This is a genomic window from Gemmatimonadota bacterium (genome assembly GCA_040388625.1).
GTDB lineage: Bacteria > Gemmatimonadota > Gemmatimonadetes > Gemmatimonadales > Gemmatimonadaceae > Fen-1247.
The window spans coordinates 395,336-414,891 of sequence record JAZKBK010000005.1; the positions used below are offsets into that span (position 1 = coordinate 395,336).

Here is a 19,556-nt window from a genome sequence, read left to right on the forward strand (position 1 = left end):
GTCAGAGTCCAATTTCGGGAAAACCGGGGTCAGAGTCCAGTTTCGTGCCACCAGGCGCTGGAACCCAGGAGAAAAAATGCACTCCGACCCCTGTTTCTACATGTCCTGATCCCGTCCTCACTTCTTCGGATGAGGTTCTCCCATGTTGGAGACGCTATACCAGACGATCTTCATCGATCCATCGCTCTGGCGTTTGAACTCGGCGATGAAGTTCGTTTTGTGCGTCATCACCACACCTGCATTGCCGTTGTCTTCGTCATAGATGCCACGGTAGACTGCCAGGTCTCCGCTACGGGCGACATCCACGGCCTCATCGATCAGATGTACGTGCCAGTGAGGGTCGCGCGCAAAGCCGGTACTGAAACCGTCTCTATCCGCTTTGATCCCGGTCCTCGACGGACTGCCGCATTCCATGGAAATCACATTCGGTGCGTCGTAGGCCGTTGTCCTGACTGCGTCATGACCATTGAGGCCAGCGACCAGTTGAGCGACGTCTCTCTTGATGGTCGCCTCGATCGCGGTCTTGCTGGCCTGCGCAGCTACTGCAGATGAGTCTGTCCCCGCGAGCGCGAGGACGATCAGGAGTAGAGTCGGTCTCCAATGTGCGTGTGAGCTCATTTGACACCTCCGATAGAGTAAGTATCACCGCAAACCAGTGATCAGGGCAGAGTATGGTTTTGCTGAGCCGAGGCGTTGGAATCGACTGAAAAAGATACACTCCCGACCCCTGTTTCTCCCCTTCGTTCGCAACGCATCCGCGGGGCGATGAGCTTGATATCAGAACAATACAGGAGTTGTTCGGCCACAGTGATCTCAGCACGGCCATGACCCGCGCGCAGCTATTGAACAAGGTTGGCCGCGGCGTGCGAAGTCCGGCAGACGGCCTGACTCTGGAGGAGTGACGGGAGGTACAGCGTGGTGTCGCTCATTTGGTCTTATACTGCATTCTTCGCAGTATAAGACAGACTCTGAACGACCGCGCGACACATACGAAGTATGTGGTGCGCCACGAGTTAGATCTTGCGCAGATGCGAAGGGGGAGCATCTTATACTGCGTGCTTGCAGTGTTTTTGAAGCAGAACTTTGCGGTCTAATATGCGTTAGCCAGCGACACATATCGCCTCGGTGGCCGAACCGGATGCCCAATGCTGTCGTCGTGAGAAGCTTCGAGCCGGCCGACGCCGTCGCCGTATCATCGTTGATTGCCGCGACGATGCGTACGTCTAACGCCGGCGATTACCCGGCCGATCGCCTCGAGGCGCTGATCGCGTACTTCACACCAGGCAAGCTGCGGCTGTTAGCGCAGGAACGCGATTGTCTGGTCGCCGTCTGCGGAGGCGAGGTCATGGCGACGGCGGCGCGCGAGGGGAACGAGCTTGCGACCTTCTTCGTGCATCCGGAGTGGCAGCGCCGCGGCGTCGGCACGCGCTTACTGGAGCAGCTCGAACGAAACGCGCGAAAGTCCGGGGTCGGCGAGTTGCGCGTCGATGCGAGTATCACCGGGGCTTGCTTCTATGAGCGGCATGGGTATCAGCGGACGGGCGCGTCGCTCGCGGGCACGGCGGGCCCGCAAATTACGCTGACGAAACGCATCACGGAGCCGTTGGCTAACGAACGCTGAAGCTGACGGGCGATTTAAGGATTGCGAATGCTGCGCATTCGCTTTTATTGTACTCGCCCGCAACTTAGCTAAGGCGTTACGCCACACACAAACTTCACAACCGCCGTCCATCCCCAGAAGGAGCACCATGGCCAAATACCTGATCTCTTTTCCAAGCGCGGCGATGATTGTACCCGATGGCGAATGCGAAGCCGTAGGCCGCGCCGCGCACGCTGTGATCGACGAGGCGAAAGCCGCCGGTGTTTACGTCTTCGGCGGCGGAATCGACGAAGACGTACCGCCCGTGCTCGTCTCTGCCGACGGCACGGTTGCAACGGGCGGCTATCCCTGGGCGCCCAAGCTCGACGGCGGCTTCACCGTGTTGGAGCTGCCTTCGCGCGATGAGGCCATCGTGTGGGCGGCGCGCATCGCCAGGGCCTGTCGCTGCGACCAGGAACTGCGCGTCTTCGGGTTCGACCCGCAGTCCTGAGGTCAGTGTAAGAACCGGGGTCAGAGTACAATTTCCGGGAACCAACCGCGGGCGCGCGGAAATTGTACTCTGACCCCGGTTTTACGTGGTACGTCTGGCGCGAAGCTTCAGCCACAATCCGCGCGCCGAGAGGATCGCGGTGAACCAACCCGTCGCACTGAGTGCGAACAGCGTCCATACGAAAAAGAAGCCGCCGTTCTTGGGGACTATACCACCCTTCGAGTGCATGACGATCATCGCTGCCCCAGCCAAACCACCAAGCAGCATGATGACGTACCCCAGCGCCCGATCGGACAACATGAGCGTCCCGTAGAGCCACACGACGAAGATGATGACCGGAATGGGGAATGCGACCGCTCCGTCGGGCTGCAGGAGTACGTCGTCCGTCAGGTGAAACATGACGAGGAGAAGCGTGAGCAACGATGCGACGGTCAGCATGACGCTTGGTTTCATCGGGCGCTCCGGGCGTAATGGTTTACCTGATCGGGATCATGTCCTGCGCTGTGCGGCAAGTCACTGCACCCTGGCGAGATAGCTCGCCAGGGTGTCTGGGAAAGCGGCTTCAACGGTGCAACGAATCGAGTCGTTGCGCCAGACGATAAATGCCATTGGCTGGTTTCAATAAAGTCTGCCCTGATCCCGTATTTCGCCTACCGCCCTCCGCGCTCCGGCCGGCCACCAGCATTCCACGCCGGCTTGAAGTCGCTCGTCGCGAGCCACCGCAGTGGATCGATCAGACTCTGAATCGCAGACGTCATGAAAGGAATGTTGAGATTCGAAAACTCATCATCCGGCTGATGATAGGTCGGTGGTGTTCCCCAACCTGCTGCGGTGTGCGCCACTACTCCCTTCAGCGCGAGCGCATAGTTGTCCGAGCGCTCGAAGAAGTGCTCCTCCGGGTACGGATCCGGTCCGAGCAACGCACCGTGTGCCTTGAGCGCGGGTCCAAGATTCGATCGCTCCCATCCAGTGAACAACAACGTGCCCTTGGACGTCTTGGGATCCTGATTGCCGATCATCTCGAATTCGACATTCGCAACGAGACTTGTCAGCGGCACCGGCGGATGCTCACCGAAATATGTCGAGCCGAGCTCGCCAATTTCCTCGCTACCGTAACAGACGAACAGAATGCTCCGTCGGAGCCTCGGGCCTGCCGCGAGTGCATGCGCAAGCTCCATCACCGCCGTAGTTCCGGCCGCGTCGTCGTTCGCTCCGTTGTAAATCGAGTCGCCCTTTACCGGTCGTCCGATTCCCAGATGGTCCAGATGCGCAGAAAGCAGAATCGTTCCGGCCGACGGATCGGTACCCTGCAGATATCCAATCGCGTTGTACGTCATGCGTGGTTCAGCCTGCGGCGCAACCTGTACCGCGAGAGTCGCGGGCGCGCCATCGTTCTCACTTGCGACCCGAGCGGCTGCAGCAGCCGTGAGCACGACGACATTCCGTGCAATTGCTGGTTGCGGGCTGTCCTTGAGCCGAACGCCTACGCGAGTACGTCCGCCCAGTTGCGTGGACATCGCGTCCGTCGCCGGACTCGCTGGTACCAGCACGACAGCTGCACCAGCGCGAATCAGTTGCGTCGCCAAGCCCATCGCTTTTAGTGGATCGCCGCCAACGAGAACGACCGCGCCTTTGGCGTGCGCCTGCGCCAGATTCTCGGGCAGGACTTTCACCAACGTTGCGGTTACGGGAACGCCGGAAGCGATGAGAAGATGAAAATCATCGCCTTCCTTCAACGTCACGTTGCCAACTGTGAGCGTTGCATTACCCGACAACGTTGGCGATACGACTTCAGCGCTCTGTATGTATCCCGTCATGCCTGGCGCGGTCTTCAGCCCATAGGCCATGAACTCGGAAGCAACGTAGGTTGCCGTAATCTGTTCATCGCGAGTCGCGCTTCCGCGACCGTGCATCGCATCGCTCGACAGAAAACGCTCGTGCGCCGCCACCCACTCCGGTCGCACAACCCACGCCGATTTCTTTTGCGCTGCGCTGCGTGAACTCGGCGCCGCGGCACTCTTCTGCGCCACTGCCTGCGTGAAAGGCAACAGCGCGCTCACCGACAACGTGACCAGCAGCCGCGCGAACGACGAACGATGCCCTGCTATTTGACGCTCCTCCATTATCCTGACTCCGATTGCGTTTGATACCGATCGATAATTCCACGCCCGCTCCATATTCCAGTCGAGCGGCGTTCTGACAGCTATATAGTACCATTTCAGCGACCGACCGGCTGGATTCGCGCCATGCCACCACAGCCAAGCTCACGCTCAATGGAGTAGCAGTCACCGAGTGTGGCCTGAAGCTGTTCGCGGAGGCCGACTGCCGTCATCGGTGAATCGCGATGGCATTCTGAGCCCACTGGCCGGGGTTGAGCGTCATTGCCGTTACGTGGGCACCGGACGACTCGAACAACACACGATCCTGGCGCGGTCCGGCGATGAGGAACTCGTGCGCAGCCACCGGTATCAGCGTGTTGCCTTTCTGCGAAAAGAATATTCCACCGCTGCCAACCAGCGTCGTGTGCAGATGATCGCCCTCGCGCGCCACAGTCACGCGCGTGCCCGAGGGGAACTGGTAGGTACCGATAGTCGAGTCCAGTTCGGACGCCGGAATGCGGATCGGAGCAGTGGGGCGCACAGGATCCTGCGGTGGCACGCTCGCTAGAACTGCATCCCACGCGGTTTCGGACGCAATCGTGCTCAGATCCAGAGCCGAAAGTGACGGGTTGTCTACCTCATCGGTAGTGACGGCGAACAGCGCATCGCCATCGTCGGTAGTGCTGAACGGCTGGATGGCGCGTGACATCGACATGTGAACCTGAATTGCCAGACGCTGCAGCTCGCGCACTTCCAGTTTTTGATTCGTCACAACGAGGGTAATGGTCGTATTACTGCTGAGGCCCGCGGATTCAATCGGACCGTCGCTTACGCTGGTGGCGCTAGGTGCATTCAGCTGCGGGAGACGGCGCGCGAGAGCGTCCTCTATGGTGCCGCAATTCTCCGTACTTGGCGCATACGAACACCGTACCCGTCGGCCACGACGATCGACCACGGCACCCACTGCGTTCACTACCGTGAAGACCGCGATTTTGGTGGGCCCGATCTGCCGGAACGCGCCACCCTGGCCCGAATGTGGCCAGTCACGACCGCCGGTGGATTTGTCGGTAAAAAAATAGCCTTCCATCGCGGACCTGCCGGCGCCGCGCGGGCCCAGTGGGAAGCGTCCCTCAACCGCTGCGTTCAATGCAGCTGCGCCGAGGGCCTCATCGGGTGTTACGGTTGAGAGCCGGCGACCCGCGATGTCATAGATGATCGCACCTGCGAACCATGCCGCCGTTCCCCACTGACCATCGCGCACTCGTTGTGGTTTGAGCGCCGCCGCCGCCCCTGTCGCGGCTGCAAGCCCGTAAGCGGAGCCGCCCGAAAAGACAACACCATCCAGTCGCCGCTCGCGGATACCCAATCGCAGTGCGTCGGTGAAGATCGTTCCTGGCGCGCCGCCTCGTACATCCACGGCGCCGACCACCTTTCCCGGAAAATAAAACACAGTCGTTCCGGTGGGCCCTTCGTCATACTCGGCCACACCGATGCGCATCCCGGGGAAGTCGAACGTCAACGCCGGGCCGTCAGGGTTCACTCGCGGAACGGGTACTGAATCCTGTGCGATGATCGCCGCAGGAAGGAGCATCAACGATGCAAGAACGATTCGCATGACGAGAGCGTGTGTGTGATCGGAGCAACTAGCCGTCGGCGGTTCTCAGAATCTACGACTTTGCCATCGCGCCGTTTCGTGCGGGAGTCTGGGCTCTCGCGGGTACTAGCAAACCGGGGTCAGAGTACAATTTTTCGAGTCTCACGATCCTTGCGTGGCCGTCCCGCCTTTCCTGGGCCTGCGCGGCGTCCCAGCTTCGCTTCGATCCCTGCACGAAAGGTATCCGGACCGAGCGCGTGCTGGCGTTGCAGCTGCAGACGGATGGCATGAAGGTCCTGCTCCGAAATGGCGCCGCTGACCATTGTCCGATACGCCGCGCGCCGCGTTACGGCATCGTCGCCGAGCGCGAGGTAGGTCGGATGCGCGCGAATCGCCGGATCCCGGGCACCGAATGCGTTGGCTCCATAGCTCGACCAGCGATAGTCCCTGGGCTCTGCCACCATCTGCGCCCGCACAGGATTCAGTTCGATGTAGCGATAGCAACAGAGCAGGTAACTGTCGCTATCCACCAGAGATGCCTTGTAACGTCCTTCCCACAGCGTCCCTGTGCGGTGATAACGGTCGTTTACGTAACGCACGTAGCGACGCCCGAGCGACTGCATCAGGCGGGAGACTTGTCCCTGTGCATCAGGCGTGACGAGCAGATGGACATGGTTCGTCATTAGCACGTACGCATGCACGGCACAATGTTCCCGCACGGACAGTTCGTGCAGAGCCTGCAGATAACAGAGATAGTCCGACTCGCGAAAGAAGCACGGCTTTCGATCGTTGCCTCGTTGGACTACGTGCTGCGCGATCCCAGGGATGTCGAGGCGCGGGCGGCGTGCCATGGTGAAGCTCCGGTGAAGCGAGCTACAACATAAAATGGGACGGAGGTCTCCCCGTTCAGCGGATTACGACATCCGGAACCAGAAAATTGCACTCTGACCCCGGTTTACTCATCGAATCGCCTGGCTCGAAATTCGAGCAACGGCAACGACGAGTACGACGATCGCCGCCGACCACTCGAATCGCCGAGACCTGAAGAGCAGGGCCCCCACCGCACTCAGAAGAGCGATGGTGCGCACGAGACCGACGAAATCAAGAGTGACAGCGCCGCTGACAGCGATTGCAACGATCCAGGTTGCTACCTGATTGATTGCCAGAATCGTGAGGAAAACATCTCTGCTCTTTGCCCATTCCGCGCGCATGTCGAGCCCGCCTGATTCCGGGATGGCTCTCGGCAATACGCTGGCAGACATGAGAAACAGCAGGATCGGAAGCACAGCGAGAAGCACATAGTCACCGACCACGCGAGCATTCCGCGAACCGTCCAAGCCCGCGCCAACGGCCCACCAGTAATTGAACAGCCACAGCAATGCGATCGCGGCCCACACAAGCGGTAACGCATCCCATTCAACGTGCTTTCGAGCGTGGATCAGTCTGTGAAAATTGACGAGCAGATCGGCTATTCCGAGGCCGATGATGATCGAAACGAGAGTTGCCCAATGTTCTGTCATACGGGGGCTATTGGGTATTGGGTCGGATCCTGCGTCGCGCGTGAAATATGCTGCGCACGGGCGGGTGCTGGGTGCAGGGTCGTCACCGACCGAGATGCTGTTCAGTCGGAGACAGGAAACAGCAGCTCGTTGCCATCAGGATCGTCGACCTGGAGCACGTCGTAGCCCCACCACGACGTGAAATTAGGAACCGATCGCTCGACAAGTTCACGACGCAATTCTGCAAGGGCGGCCGGCGTCAGCTCGATGAACAGGCGTCCCCTGTCTCTGCGTGCGGCGTCCTCACAGAGAATGATCTCGCATTCGCCCCGACTTACCTGGCAGACCTTTCCCGCACCATCGCCTTCATGCCAACGCTTCTCGAAGCCGAGCATGTCGACGTAGAACTGAAGCGCGCGGTTCACATCGGCGACGAAAAGAACCGGGCGCGTGTACCACCTGTGAGCAGTCTGGCCTGGCACGGCTCGTTCCCTCATTATCAGCGCGAATCATTAGTACCCCGATCGACCAACTGCTTGAATCGGCCGACTGTTGCAGCACTCGTTATAAATATGACCTCACGCCGCTTCGAATACGATGTCCTGCGCGCCATGATACAGCACGTAGCGCCCCATCTCCTCGAGACGTTCTCGGCCTTCTATGATTTCGAGAAAATGATTTCCTGCGAGCTGACCGGCCTTGCTTCCGAAGACTGACGAGCCGTACGCGAACAGCAGCTCCGTTTCGCTGATCCCGCCCGGATACCAGAGCAGATCGCCGCGCGACGGATGGCTCGTGTGGTTCTCGTATCCGACACCGAGCTGATAGTCGCCGAGCGGGATCCAGCATGCCTCGCCGCTCCAGCGGGCATGGATCAGGCGCTGGCGATAGGGAAGCAGCGCAGTGAACGCAGCGCAGGTGTTGGGAGCGCGATCGGCAAGCAATTTCGCCGTGAAGGCAAATGTGTTCGCGACAGTGATTGTGATCATGTCAATCATCAGAAGAATCGGTGAGCGACGCAAGCGCCAGCCTTTCGATGGCCGCCGGATCCCCCACCACATCCATCGCGGCGATGCGTCCGTCGTCGGCGAACGCGATCTGAAACACCAGCAGCATCCGGCGGGGCACAGGCACATGAACGCCGACCTCGCCGTCCACCAACCCGACCACGGCCGTCCGCGCGCGTCCCTTGAATAGATCCGCGACCGCGGCGGCGCCCACGACTTCCGCGTGACCGCCCAGCTTCACCGCAGCGGCGTCGCCGCGGACCACCACGTCCGGGTCGAGCACCGCGATCAATTTCTCCAGGTCGCCTGCCTTGGACGCCGCAAGAAACGCTTCGACGACCTCGCGTTGCCGCCGCCGGTCGGTCTCCACGCTCCCCGATGCCCCTCGCACGCGACGTCGCGCTCTGCTCGCCAACTGACGCGCGGCCATCGGCGAGCGCTGAACGATCGGCGCGATCTCTTCGAACGTCAGGTCGAACATGTCGTGCAGCACAAACGCCACGCGCTCGGCGGGCGCCAGCTTTTCGAGCACGATCACCAGCGCCATGCCAACAGAATCGGCCAGCAGCGCGTCCGCCTCCGCGCCACGTTCGTGGCGACGTCCGGCCGACGGCTCGGGTTCGTGCGCGCCCAGTGATTCCTCCGCGCGTGCGCGACGTGACCGCAGCATGTCCAGACACACGCGACTCACGATGGTCGTGAGCCACCCGCCCATGTTATCCACGTCATCGGCGTCCGCGCGGCTAACTCGCAGCCACGCCTCCTGCACCGCGTCGTCCGCCTCGGTGGTCGACCCCAGCATGCGATACGCAACCGCCCGCAGATGGTCGCGCGAAGTTTCGAATTGCCGCGCCAGGGCGTCGTGTTCAGTCATCGGTCACACTCTTTCGGTTCGTTACGTCAACGCATTGACGAAGGTAACAACACCGATGTGACGAGGAGTGAACATGCCAACATTGCAGGAACGACCCACGACCCCAGCACCAGAAACGCTGGTTACGATCCAGCCGCGACTCCTGAACCCTGCCGCGATGGTGCCGGACGCGCTGGAAGGTATTCAGAAGATGCTGGTTGCCGTGCAGAAGGGAGGACTGAGCCCGAGCATCCTGGCGTTGACGCACATGCGTGCCAGCCAGATCAACGGGTGCAGCTCCTGTATAGAAGGAACTATCAACCACGAGCTGCGTTCGGGTGAGCTGGACGACCGGCTGCTGGCGGTAGCAGCCTGGCACGACTCGTCGCGCTTCGCCGCCGACGAGCGCGCCGCGCTTGCGCTCACCGAGTGCATGACGCGACTGGACGACCGTGCGGATGCGGTGCCTGATGACATCTGGCAGGCGGCCGCGGAGCACTTCGATGAACGCGGGTTGGCGGCGCTGGTGCTGCACGTCGCGCTCGTCAATCTGTTCAACCGGCTCAACGTCACTACTCGCCAACCGGCCGGGGAGTGGTAGTGATTTACCAGCGCCGAGGTTGTGTATCAGCGAGCTGCTCACTTGGTCTTTACCATCATGACTGAACTTTCGGCGAGTCCGTACGACATCGTCATGCAGAGGGCGCGTGCAGCGCGGCCTGCACGCGCTGCCGGACACGCTGTGGTGTGTCTACCGCGCCGTAAGGCGTGCGAGGGTCGAAGTGACGGAGGCTTCAACCACCCCGTTTCCCCTTGCGTCGTGCGGAATTCGCGAGAGTCGCATATTCGCGCGACGCAAGCAGGCGGCTGTCCGCGGTAACCAGCGTCAGGCCGTGGACCTTCGCAGTCGCCGCGAGAAACCGATCAGCGGGATCGCGGTGCGCGAGCTTGAGCGTACAGCTCGCCATCGCTACGTCGTAGGTCAGCGCGGCGATGCGCTGCGGCACGGCGTGAAGCATCTCACGAACTGCATCTTCCGGATCGCGGTCGGCGACAATCCGGCCGCGTTGCAGGAGTAGTGTTGCCTCCCACACACTTATCGGCGACAGCCAGAGCACATTTTCCGGCGACTCGAGCGCCTTTCGGACCTTTGGAGAGAGATTCTCCGGCGCGGACACGCTCCAGATCCAGATATGCGTATCCAGCAGCAACTGCACTAGTCGAGTGCCTCCCACTCATCCGCGTCTGCGACGGGCGACACGATGTCGCCTTGCACACGAATGGCACCGCTGAGCGAGCCGATCCATGTTGCATCGCTGCTGCCGGGCGGCACCGGAACGATCTCCGCCACGGGTTCACCGCGCCGGGTTACGCGGACAGGCAGTCCGGTCTGGCGTACCGTCTCGAGCACCGCAAGGCAGGTGGCTTTGAAGTGCGAGATGCTGATGGTCTGGGTGTCGTCGGCCATGGTACCGTATCATAGCCAGATAATGGACTATGGTCAATGTCCATGGTCATCTCGCGGGATTGGGTCAGGTGGATGTGGCAGCACTCGGGTCGTAGCAGACGGGTCGTCCCATCCGCGGCCCGTCAGCAGCAACTCGGCCTCGCGCCAGGGCCACGTCGTGCGCAGTGGAAAGCAGGGTGTATCGCAGAGCCACAGGCCGAGCGCCTCGAGATCATCGCCCGACCGGTGCGCGAACCATGCGTCGATGGCGTACGTGAACTCGTTCATGCTGCCAATGACTGACCGGTTCGTCGCGCGCCCGAGTTGCACGTCCGCGAGCGCGGGGCGCTCCTTCATGCGAGCTTCTGCTGGAGCTGGAATCTGGTTGATTCTGTGCCGTGCAGCCTCGACGAATCGGTCGAGCAGCTGGTGCTGCGGCGCGAGCGGGATGACCACGCAGAGAAGCGAGCGCTCGTTGGTGCAGAGTACGAGATGACGCGGACGGGTCGCCACAATCCTCGCGTACCAGTCGCCCAGCTTGCCTGACGCCGGGACCTCGGCGCCGCGTACGTCACCCAGGCGGCGGAGCAATTGAGCGGAGCAGCGAAGCGTTATCATGGCGTGCGGGGACGGAGTGGGGACGGACTCCCTTTCTGAAGCGTGTCGAGGTCCTTTCGCGTCAGGTGCCGGAATGTGGCAAAGGACTCGGAAGCTGCTCGGAAGTCGACCGCTTCCGAGTTGTCGGTTGCGCGGTGTACGTTCTGCCGCAGACGTCAGTATGAACTAAGGCCGAGTCTGCCCGTCGAGCACAGCGACGCGGACTTCAGGGTCGATGCGCTCCAGTCGGTCCAGCCATTCGTTAGTGGGTCAAGCCAGAACTCTCGCTCTTCTGCACTCTGACCCCGGTTTTGCACTCACTCCCTAAATCGATGGGGCGGCTTCTTCCGTCTCCTTGAGTCTGCGCGCCAACAGCATCTGCTCTCGACGGTTCTGCGTCAGAGCGATGGCGCGCTGGATTTCCTTCCCTGCCTCGGCGAATCTGCCCAGTTTCATGAGCAGGTCTCCTCGAACGCTGGGAAAGAGGTGATAGGAAGCCAGCGCAGTGTCGGAAAGGCCTGCCGCGATGGAATCGAGTGCATTCAGCCCTGCAGCTGGACCGTAGGCCATACCTACAGCAACTGCGCGATTGAGTCCTACGACGGGAGACGGATTGACGTCGAGCAAGTTGTGATAGAGGAACACGATGCGTTCCCAATCGGTCTCGTCGGCGGTGCGGGCACGCATGTGACAAGCGGCTATTGCCGCCTGCAACGCATAGTTTCCGGCACCCCCGCCGAGCCGTTCAGCGCGTTCGAGCGCGGCCATGCCACGCTGAACCTGCGCGCGGTCCCAGAGCGAACGATCCTGATCCGGAAGCAATACCGGCTCACCGTCGCTTCCCACGCGAGCCGCAGCGCGCGAGGCGTTCAGTTCCATCAAGGCCAGAAGCGCGTGAACTTCAGATTCGTCCGGCAGAAGCTGCGCAAGAAGCCATCCGAGCCGCAACGCCTCGGCGGAGAGTTCTGATCGCATCCACTCCGCGCCTGATGTCGCTGTGTAACCTTCGTTGAAAATCAGGTACACTACTGACAGTACTGACTTCAGCCTGCGTTTCAGCTCATCACCACGCGGCGTCTCGAAGGGTACCCGGGCGTTGGATAGCGCCTTCTTGGCGCGGGAAATCCGTTGTCCCATCGTCTTCTCGGTGACCAGCAGTGCGCGGGCAGTCTCAGCGGTAGAGAGACCACCAAGCAAGCGCAGGGTAAGTGCAACGCGGCCCTCGACCGGCAGCACAGGATGGCACGCGGTGAAGATGAGCCGGAGTACGTCGTCGTCGATGACCTGATCGAGAGCCTGATCCATCGCCTCACAGAGCCGCTGCTGCTGCCATTCAATGTCTCGGGTAATCTCCTCGTGCTTCTGCGCAATCATCCGTCCACGACGCAGACCGTCGATGGCTCGCCGCTTCGCCGCTATCATCAGCCACGCAGCGGGATTCTCGGGAATACCCTCATGCGGCCACCGCTCAAATGCCAGAACCAGCGCGTCCTGCGCCAATTCCTCGGCAATGCTGATGTCGCCGGTGACGCGGGCAATCGCAGAAATGAGCCGACTTGCCTCGATCTTCCAGACGGCCTCTATCGTCCCCTGAACATCGCCCATACCGGTAAGGGTACGAGTTTCCACGCAGCCGTGCAATCCGTCGCATGCTGGAGGTCATGTGCTAGTTGAATCGCCCGTTGATACGAGTGCGGCACTGGTCGATTCGGAGCCGCAATAGGAACGGGGACGGGCAACCTGCGCTCGCGGATCGCCTATCCGTCATTCATGTTGCGCGCTTGCTTGCGCGTTTGCTTGCGCGTTTGCTTGCGCGTTTGCAAGCGTTCCGTCGGACCATGTCGATTGCGCTACCAGGAACACGAGAATGGGCGGCAGCTCACTGACTCGAGTTTCCTTTTTCGGAGCGAAGAACCAGTACGCGCTGGACATCACCGGCGATCCTGCCGCTCCCGATCCCCAGTCTCCAGCGTCTCGAACGAGCGTGTAGAACATGAGATGCGGCATATTGTGGCCGCCGCGATCGGTAAGGTATGAGGATTTGGACATCATGTAGTCCATTGCCCCGTTTTCGAGCGCCGGCAGTTGTCTCTTCCTGTATGCGGTATTCAGTGCAGACAAGATCTCCTGCCTGGAGCGACCGGCCAGGACCATTCGGGCGCGCAGAGTCACGATGGGCACGATCGAGCGCGCGGCTTGCGGGTTGAGACAATCAGCGGCCTTAACGTTGGGGTTCCAGAATTCATCCCAATCGAATGCCGCGCCCCATGCTCTCCCCACGAAGCAGACGAAGCCGTTTTTCCCGTGGACCGCTGTCTCATATCCGCCCGGCCCCAGAACCAGCACCGTCGCGTCGCGGGATATCGACTCCGGCGCCGCACTTCGCGCCAAGGCGATCTCCGCGCTTCGGTCCATCAGATACTCTTTGACGGGCGCCATCTTCGGATAGCGCGTCTCGACATTCTGTGCCCTTGCCGTGCGCGCCCCGCCGAGCAAGACCAGCAGTGCGAGAGACTTGAAACCGATTGCGCCGACGCCGTTTTCGCGCATGTTTTTCCCTCCTGAGAATCTGGGGGTAATGGATTGGGATTCCTCGAGCGTGCAGCAGCGAGTTGCCGCGCCGACCGGTCGGACCTGGATAGTCTGCTTTGGGCTAATCCTCTCCAATTCCGCAAACGGGATTGCAGCCGCCGATCGCCATTTGGCCGTGTGCTCAGCCCTTTTCGGGAGCGGGCACGAAGAAGATCTCCCGCACCTCGGCCGGCATGGACACGCCGCACAAACTGGCAGCCCTGAGCGCCCAGGCACGTACCTCGTCCAGGTCGGCACACTCCCAGATCGACAATCCGCCTACGTGTTCCTTGGCCTCCAGATATGGCCCGTCGGTAAGAAGCAGCTCCCCGTCGGGCTGTGTCCGGAGCGTGTGGGCCGCGCCGAGACCGCAGGCAAACTTCGTCACGCCGGCAGCGTCCAATTCCCTGTTGAACGCGTGAATTCCCTCTACTGCTGCTTCGTCGATAGTCGACGGATCGAAGTTGTCGGGGAAGTACGTCGAAACCAGATATTGCGGCATGTCGTCTCCTGAATTGGTTTGCGGTCGGCTGGTTATTCCGCCTACACCATGACGACGAACGGCCAGACCGGATTTCTACAAGCCGTCTAAAAAAAGTCGGTTCTGGTGATTGAGTTCCGCTGAACACGTCAATTGCGGCGTGTGCGCAGCCATCACCTACCGGGGGCGTGCTTGCCGGACCAGGGATTGGATACTATATCCTGTCACCGTAACCGCTTGACGACCCCCGGGCAATCGCCGGCAACGCGGTCACCGAACAGCCACACGAGCCAGCTCCAATGAGACACGGAATCCTTTTCACGGCCACGGCCATCTGCGCAGTGATGCCGGCCGCGCGAATCAACGCGCAGGACACGGACACCCTCACCACCCGACTCGTCTCATCTCTCCAGTACCGAAACATCGGCCCGTTCCGCATGCAGGCGCGCATCGCCGACATCGACGTGCCGGCGTCGCCGCGGATCGCGCATCTCTACACGATGTACGTGGCGCCGTGGATCGGAGGGGTCTTCAAGACCACCAACAACGGCACGACCTGGGAGTCGCTCTTCGACAGGCAGAGCACGCTCTCGATCGGGGACGTGACGCTCGCACCGTCCAATCCCGACATCGTCTGGGTCGGTACCGGCGACGCGTTCACGTCCAGAAGCTCGTATGCGGGCGACGGTGTCTACAAGTCGACCGACGCCGGGAAGAGCTGGACGAACATGGGTCTCAAGGATTCGCAGCACATTGCGCGCATAGTGATCGACCCCACCAATCCCGACGTCGTCTATGTCGCCGCGATGGGCCACCTCTATTCACGGAACGCGGAACGCGGCGTATTCAGGACGACGGACGGCGGCAGGACCTGGCGGAAGGTTCTCTACATCGACGACAACACCGGCGTCATCGACCTCGTGATGAATCCGCGCAATCCGAAGGTCCTCTATGCCGCGACGTACGACAAGACGCGGCTGCCCTGGCGCATGATCAACGGCGGTCCGAAGACCGGCATCTACAAGACGTCCGATGGCGGAGATCACTGGACTCGACTCGCGGGTGGTCTGCCATCCGGTCAGATCGGAAGAATCGGTCTCGACGTATATCGCGGTAATCCCCAAGTCCTGTACGCGATCATCGAGAACGAGAATCTCAGACCGAGAGACGCGACCACGAGCACTGCGAGCACTGCGAGTGCTGCACGTACACAGAGGGGATCACCAACCGTCGGCGACGAGATCTATCGTACGGAGAACGGCGGCACTTCCTGGACGAAGATGAACCCGGACTCGGTGAACGTGGGACCCAAGGGTCCGTACTACTTCAATCAGATCCGCGTCGATCCGAACAACGACAGCACGATCTTCATCACCGGATATCCAGGCGGTCTCTCACGAGATGGCGGCAGGACATGGGATATCGAAAACTCGTTTCCCAGATTCTTCGGCGACTTTCGCACGTTCTGGTTCGATCCCGAAGACTCCGACAGGATGATTCTCGGGAGTGACGGCGGCATCGCCATTTCGTACGACGGCGGCAGGACGAGCGATGCGCTCTCCAACCTGCCACTCGGCTCCGTCTATACCGTGAGCGCGGACATGCAGGATCCGTACAACGTGTACGCCGGGTTGCAGGACCACGAGAACTGGACGGGGCCATCCAACAGTGCTTCCGGCAGGATCACGGAGCAGGACTGGTTTGCGGTTGGCGATGGCGACGGGATCGTCGCGCTCCCAGACACCACGAACAATCGCTGGCTGTACACCACGAGAGAGTACGGTGCGCCGGAGCGCGTGGACATGAAGCTGGGATACCGGAAGAGCATCGCACCTCGGCCGGATTCCGGCCAGGTGCCGTATCGCTTCATCTGGGAGACGCCGCTGCAGATCTCACCGCACAATAGCAGTACGATCTACCTGGGAAGCCAGTTCCTGCTCCGATCCACGGATCGCGGTGACAGCTGGACGAAGATCAGCCCGGACCTGAGCACACATCCGGCGGACAAGATCATGCCGGAGTCGGAAGGCGGTGTTCCCGGCGGCATCCCATGGTTCGCGATTTCCACAATCTCGGAATCGCCGGTGACGGCGGGCGTCATCTGGGTCGGCACGAGCGACGGCAAGGTTCAGCTCACACAAGACGGCGGAAGAAGCTGGACCGACATGACTGCACGCCTGTCATCGGTTGGCGCGCGCAAGGATGCGTACGTCAGCCGAGTATTCGCGTCATCGCACGTTGCGGGGCGCGCGTACGTATCCAAGAGTGGCTACAAGCTCGACGATTTCCATCCGTACCTGTACCGGACGGACGATTTCGGACGCACGTGGAAGTCCATCACCGGCAATCTTCCGGACCAGCCCATCAACGTCGTGTTCGAGGACAGCAGGAATCCGGATCTTCTCTTCGTCGGAAACGACGGCGGCGCGTTCGTGTCGGTCGATGGCGGCACGCACTGGGTGAACATGAACAACAACATGCCGCCGGTTCCCGTGCACGATCTGGTCGTGCAGCCCAGGGCCCGCGATCTGATCCTCGGCACATACGGGCGCGGGATATTCATCACGAACATCGAGCCGCTCGAGGAGATGACACCCTCGGTGCTCGCGGAGGATGTTCACATGTTCGCGATCGCGCCGGCTACGCAGCGCGTCACGCGCTCATTCGGTGCGAACGACTATCTGTTCGGACAGCGCAGCATCCAGACGCAGAACGAGCCGTCCGCAATGGTAATACGATACTATCTGAAGCACGCCGGCAACGCCGCCGCGACCGTATCGATCACCGACTCCGCGGGTCATGAAGTTGCCAGGCTGAAGGGTTCGAACGCAGCCGGAATCAATACCGTCCTGTGGGACATGCGCGTGGCGAACCCACCAGGGGCCCCTCGTTCGCGCACGCAGAACGGGCTCGACGGCCTGGCGCCGCTCGGGAATTACACCGTCACGCTCGAGCTCGGCGACGTGAAGCTGACGAAGCAGGGGCGAGTGGCGGCAACGCAGGGCTGGCGCATCGGCGCGGTGCCCGAAGTGATACGCTGACGGTTATCGTGTTGGTGCTGGGGGTGGTGCTGGGGTCATGGTGCTGGTGTCAGGTCTTGCGCCGTGCGCGCACGGTGCAAGACCTGACACCATTCATCCTATCGTCTCCCGTCTGCGGGTGATGCGGAGGCCGAGCCAGATGCCGAGCGGGCGAAGAGAATGGCGACGAGCGCGCCGTAGAGCTGGACGGAGTGCTCGATCACGACGAAGCGGTATTCGGTATTGGAGGGTGACGATGAGAAGCCCGCCGATGAGGTCGAAGGTGAGAACGTGGCGCTTCATGGGGGGTGGGGAGAGGTGCGCGTGGAAATTATGCTCGCCGCACACCCGAGAGCTCGCTCGCAGCAGTCACAACGTGCCCAAAAGAGCTACCGTTTCCGGCGCAACCTCGTAGCTTTTCGCGCGGCGAGACGGCATAAATGCCAATTTGCCCAACCAACTATGACTCGGATGCACGACCGTAATCCGACGGCGTAAGCACTCTCGGCCGTAGTTTGCGAGCGGAGAGTCATGTCTTCTTGTTTTCATGCCGCGGCTCTTCAAATATAAGGATTGCGTTATTGACAAAGCCCGCCTGTGGTGTCTCCGTGTCGCCGTGTCATTCATATCGCGGACTGCGGACGCAGCAAGGCCTAACGCAATATCTGCGTACTAATTATCAGGTGCATCTATCATGCGCCGTAGCGTTTAGCACCACTCGATCCGCCCATGGTGGAAAAAAAAATGACTTCGGCATCCCTTCTGCCGCCATATCGACGGCGCGAGGCTGATTGTTCTATCGGAGTGTTCTTGCACCGTCCAACAAGGGCGGACCTGTTTGAGCAGATTAAGTTCGATCACTTCACCGCAGCCACAGGGACAGATCATAAAGGCTGCCCACAAATTGTTGCTTTCACCTGCGATATAGATTGTTGCCGCATCGAACTTGCTTGGAGACTCATCAACGTTGACATGTCGAAAGATTCTGCGCTTGCGAGGAGGCCAGAGTGCGGCCAGTTGTTGTCGCAGAGACTTGAGGACACTCTGCAACCTCTTAACAAATGTCGCGCTCCAGCTCAAGTCATTTCCTCCGGTTCGCTGAGGTCAGGCATCCCAAGCAGGGGCCGAACGTCGGCTTTGCCGATGTGACGGGAAAAGGCGCCAGACGCAACTCCTTCCGGCTCCCTAAAAGTGATACTTGCAATGAAGCTAGTCCTTACAATCGCGGACTCACCGTTGTCATCGTAGCGGTAGGGGTGTAGACGCGCGAGAAGTTCATTAATCGCGATGCTCGCCGTCTGCATATTGATGCTGATGACGGCCGGTCGATCTTCGGCGACGCCTCTTATATAACCTGCCTTTACTTGGTTTTGGTAGGCTTTACGGTCGGTACGTCGCAACCCAGCGGCCTTTAGCTGATCGGTGTTGTATACTTTCCGATCCTGAAGTGTTGATCCGTCGGGCCGAACATAATGCACTGCACCGCAGGCTTCCTTGATGCCACCATAGCCATCCGCTTCGAGTTTGACACCAACGTCGAAATACGGAAGTACATAAAAAGCGGCTAGACGGTTAAGTAGGTGACGTCCTTCTACACCGTCAACACAGCCAAAGACAACGTCACATTCGGCGACTGCCTTGATGGCGCGTGACGTCGCAAGATCATTGGCTATGATTTCGAGTTCCGTGCCACATCCCATAGCCGCAATCGCTCGCGCCATAACTTCTACCTTGGACCGCTTAAGATAAGCGTCCTCGCGCGTCGCATTGAGGATACGGTTCAGATTCTTTTCTTCGACCCGATCAGGATCAACGATCACCAATCGTCCAACACCGAGGCGAGCCAATTGCTCGATGACCGGACTGCCGGTGCCAGAACACCCTACGACAGCGACTGATAATTCGTGCAGGCGGCGTGTTGTGCCAGAACCGAACATTTGAGCGTGGCGTTGCACAAAGGACGGGAGTGCGCCACTGCGCTCTGGAATCCAGAATTGCAAATCGTCGCCGGGAACCAGTATGGAGTCAATCGGTTGAAATGAACCATCCGGCATAATCGCCCGTCCGAACATGCGTCCTTGTGGCAGCATGACAGCACTCGCATGTGGGAACATGCTGTCGGTCCAGCCAAACACGGAGTTGAATAGGTCTTGGTCGGACTCATCGTCGATTGAGGAAAAATCTCCGTAACCGCCAGGATGGCTATGTATCTTCAATATTCCGAGATCGTATTTCGCGGCAGTTTGAACTTGCCCCGATTTGATGGACGCCTCAATAAGCCTGATATTCAGGCAGGAG

General features: G+C 60.4%; 20 protein-coding genes. 4 read left to right on the top strand and 16 right to left on the bottom strand.

What is annotated here, in order from left to right; translation table 11 throughout:
• Positions 1–117 precede the first annotated feature (117 nt).
• Positions 118–618: a hypothetical protein gene (locus V4529_13500; GenBank protein ID MES2359343.1), complete on the bottom strand. Its 501-nt coding sequence runs from the start codon at positions 616–618 to the stop codon at positions 118–120.
• A 520-nt stretch (positions 619–1,138) separates the two neighbouring features.
• Between V4529_13500 and V4529_13505 the strand changes: the two genes are divergently transcribed.
• Complete coding sequence (locus V4529_13505; protein ID MES2359344.1) at positions 1,139–1,621, top strand: GNAT family N-acetyltransferase; 483 nt, start codon at positions 1,139–1,141, stop codon at positions 1,619–1,621.
• Between the two features lie 127 nt (positions 1,622–1,748).
• Positions 1,749–2,090 (top strand): transcription initiation protein, encoded by a 342-nt coding sequence (locus V4529_13510; protein ID MES2359345.1) that lies wholly within the window; start codon positions 1,749–1,751, stop codon positions 2,088–2,090.
• A gap of 81 nt (positions 2,091–2,171) precedes the next feature.
• Here the strand turns inward: V4529_13510 and V4529_13515 are convergent, their stop codons facing one another.
• The 8 genes from V4529_13515 to V4529_13550 form a co-directional block, all read right to left on the bottom strand.
• The gene (locus tag V4529_13515; protein MES2359346.1) at positions 2,172–2,543 is read right to left on the bottom strand and encodes a hypothetical protein; all 372 of its coding nucleotides are present in this window, start codon (positions 2,541–2,543) and stop codon (positions 2,172–2,174) included.
• Positions 2,544–2,740: 197 nt separating this feature from the next.
• Positions 2,741–4,213, bottom strand: coding sequence for a M28 family peptidase (locus tag V4529_13520; GenBank protein MES2359347.1), 1,473 nt, complete (start codon positions 4,211–4,213; stop codon positions 2,741–2,743).
• A 205-nt stretch (positions 4,214–4,418) separates the two neighbouring features.
• Positions 4,419–5,804: a P1 family peptidase gene (locus tag V4529_13525; GenBank protein ID MES2359348.1), complete on the bottom strand. Its 1,386-nt coding sequence runs from the start codon at positions 5,802–5,804 to the stop codon at positions 4,419–4,421.
• A gap of 119 nt (positions 5,805–5,923) precedes the next feature.
• A complete protein-coding gene (locus tag V4529_13530; GenBank protein MES2359349.1) occupies positions 5,924–6,634 on the bottom strand; it encodes a transposase in 711 nt (236 codons plus the stop codon).
• A 108-nt stretch (positions 6,635–6,742) separates the two neighbouring features.
• Positions 6,743–7,303 carry a hypothetical protein gene (locus tag V4529_13535; GenBank protein ID MES2359350.1) on the bottom strand — a complete coding sequence of 187 codons (561 nt, stop codon included), beginning with the start codon at positions 7,301–7,303 and terminating at the stop codon, positions 6,743–6,745.
• Between the two features lie 101 nt (positions 7,304–7,404).
• Positions 7,405–7,764: a glyoxalase superfamily protein gene (locus V4529_13540; protein ID MES2359351.1), complete on the bottom strand. Its 360-nt coding sequence runs from the start codon at positions 7,762–7,764 to the stop codon at positions 7,405–7,407.
• Positions 7,765–7,860: 96 nt separating this feature from the next.
• Positions 7,861–8,271 (bottom strand): DUF3830 family protein, encoded by a 411-nt coding sequence (locus tag V4529_13545; GenBank protein MES2359352.1) that lies wholly within the window; start codon positions 8,269–8,271, stop codon positions 7,861–7,863.
• 1 nt (position 8,272) lies between these two features.
• Positions 8,273–9,163 (bottom strand): sigma-70 family RNA polymerase sigma factor, encoded by an 891-nt coding sequence (locus V4529_13550; GenBank protein ID MES2359353.1) that lies wholly within the window; start codon positions 9,161–9,163, stop codon positions 8,273–8,275.
• A gap of 73 nt (positions 9,164–9,236) precedes the next feature.
• Between V4529_13550 and V4529_13555 the strand changes: the two genes are divergently transcribed.
• A complete protein-coding gene (locus V4529_13555; GenBank protein ID MES2359354.1) occupies positions 9,237–9,743 on the top strand; it encodes a carboxymuconolactone decarboxylase family protein in 507 nt (168 codons plus the stop codon).
• Positions 9,744–9,936: 193 nt separating this feature from the next.
• On the opposite strand, the gene V4529_13560 is transcribed toward V4529_13555, so the two are convergent.
• The 6 genes from V4529_13560 to V4529_13585 all read right to left on the bottom strand — a co-directional run bounded on the left by V4529_13560 (position 9,937) and on the right by V4529_13585 (position 14,259).
• Positions 9,937–10,359, bottom strand: a complete 423-nt coding sequence (locus V4529_13560; GenBank protein MES2359355.1) for a type II toxin-antitoxin system VapC family toxin — start codon at positions 10,357–10,359, stop codon at positions 9,937–9,939.
• Positions 10,359–10,610, bottom strand: a complete 252-nt coding sequence (locus V4529_13565) for a type II toxin-antitoxin system Phd/YefM family antitoxin (protein MES2359356.1) — start codon at positions 10,608–10,610, stop codon at positions 10,359–10,361. Before V4529_13565 ends, V4529_13560 begins: the two co-directional genes overlap by 1 nt.
• Positions 10,611–10,643: 33 nt before the next feature.
• Positions 10,644–11,207 (bottom strand): hypothetical protein, encoded by a 564-nt coding sequence (locus tag V4529_13570; protein ID MES2359357.1) that lies wholly within the window; start codon positions 11,205–11,207, stop codon positions 10,644–10,646.
• A gap of 303 nt (positions 11,208–11,510) precedes the next feature.
• Positions 11,511–12,791, bottom strand: a complete 1,281-nt coding sequence (locus tag V4529_13575; protein ID MES2359358.1) for an RNA polymerase sigma factor — start codon at positions 12,789–12,791, stop codon at positions 11,511–11,513.
• A 159-nt stretch (positions 12,792–12,950) separates the two neighbouring features.
• A complete protein-coding gene (locus tag V4529_13580; GenBank protein ID MES2359359.1) occupies positions 12,951–13,736 on the bottom strand; it encodes a hypothetical protein in 786 nt (261 codons plus the stop codon).
• Positions 13,737–13,899: 163 nt separating this feature from the next.
• A complete protein-coding gene (locus V4529_13585; protein ID MES2359360.1) occupies positions 13,900–14,259 on the bottom strand; it encodes a YciI family protein in 360 nt (119 codons plus the stop codon).
• A gap of 278 nt (positions 14,260–14,537) precedes the next feature.
• On the opposite strand from V4529_13585, the gene V4529_13590 reads away from it, so the two are divergent.
• Positions 14,538–17,279: a hypothetical protein gene (locus tag V4529_13590; GenBank protein ID MES2359361.1), complete on the top strand. Its 2,742-nt coding sequence runs from the start codon at positions 14,538–14,540 to the stop codon at positions 17,277–17,279.
• Between the two features lie 1,055 nt (positions 17,280–18,334).
• Here V4529_13590 and V4529_13595 read toward each other — a convergent pair.
• The coding region (locus tag V4529_13595; GenBank protein MES2359362.1) for a ThiF family adenylyltransferase at positions 18,335–19,556 on the bottom strand (1,222 nt) is incomplete at its 5' end.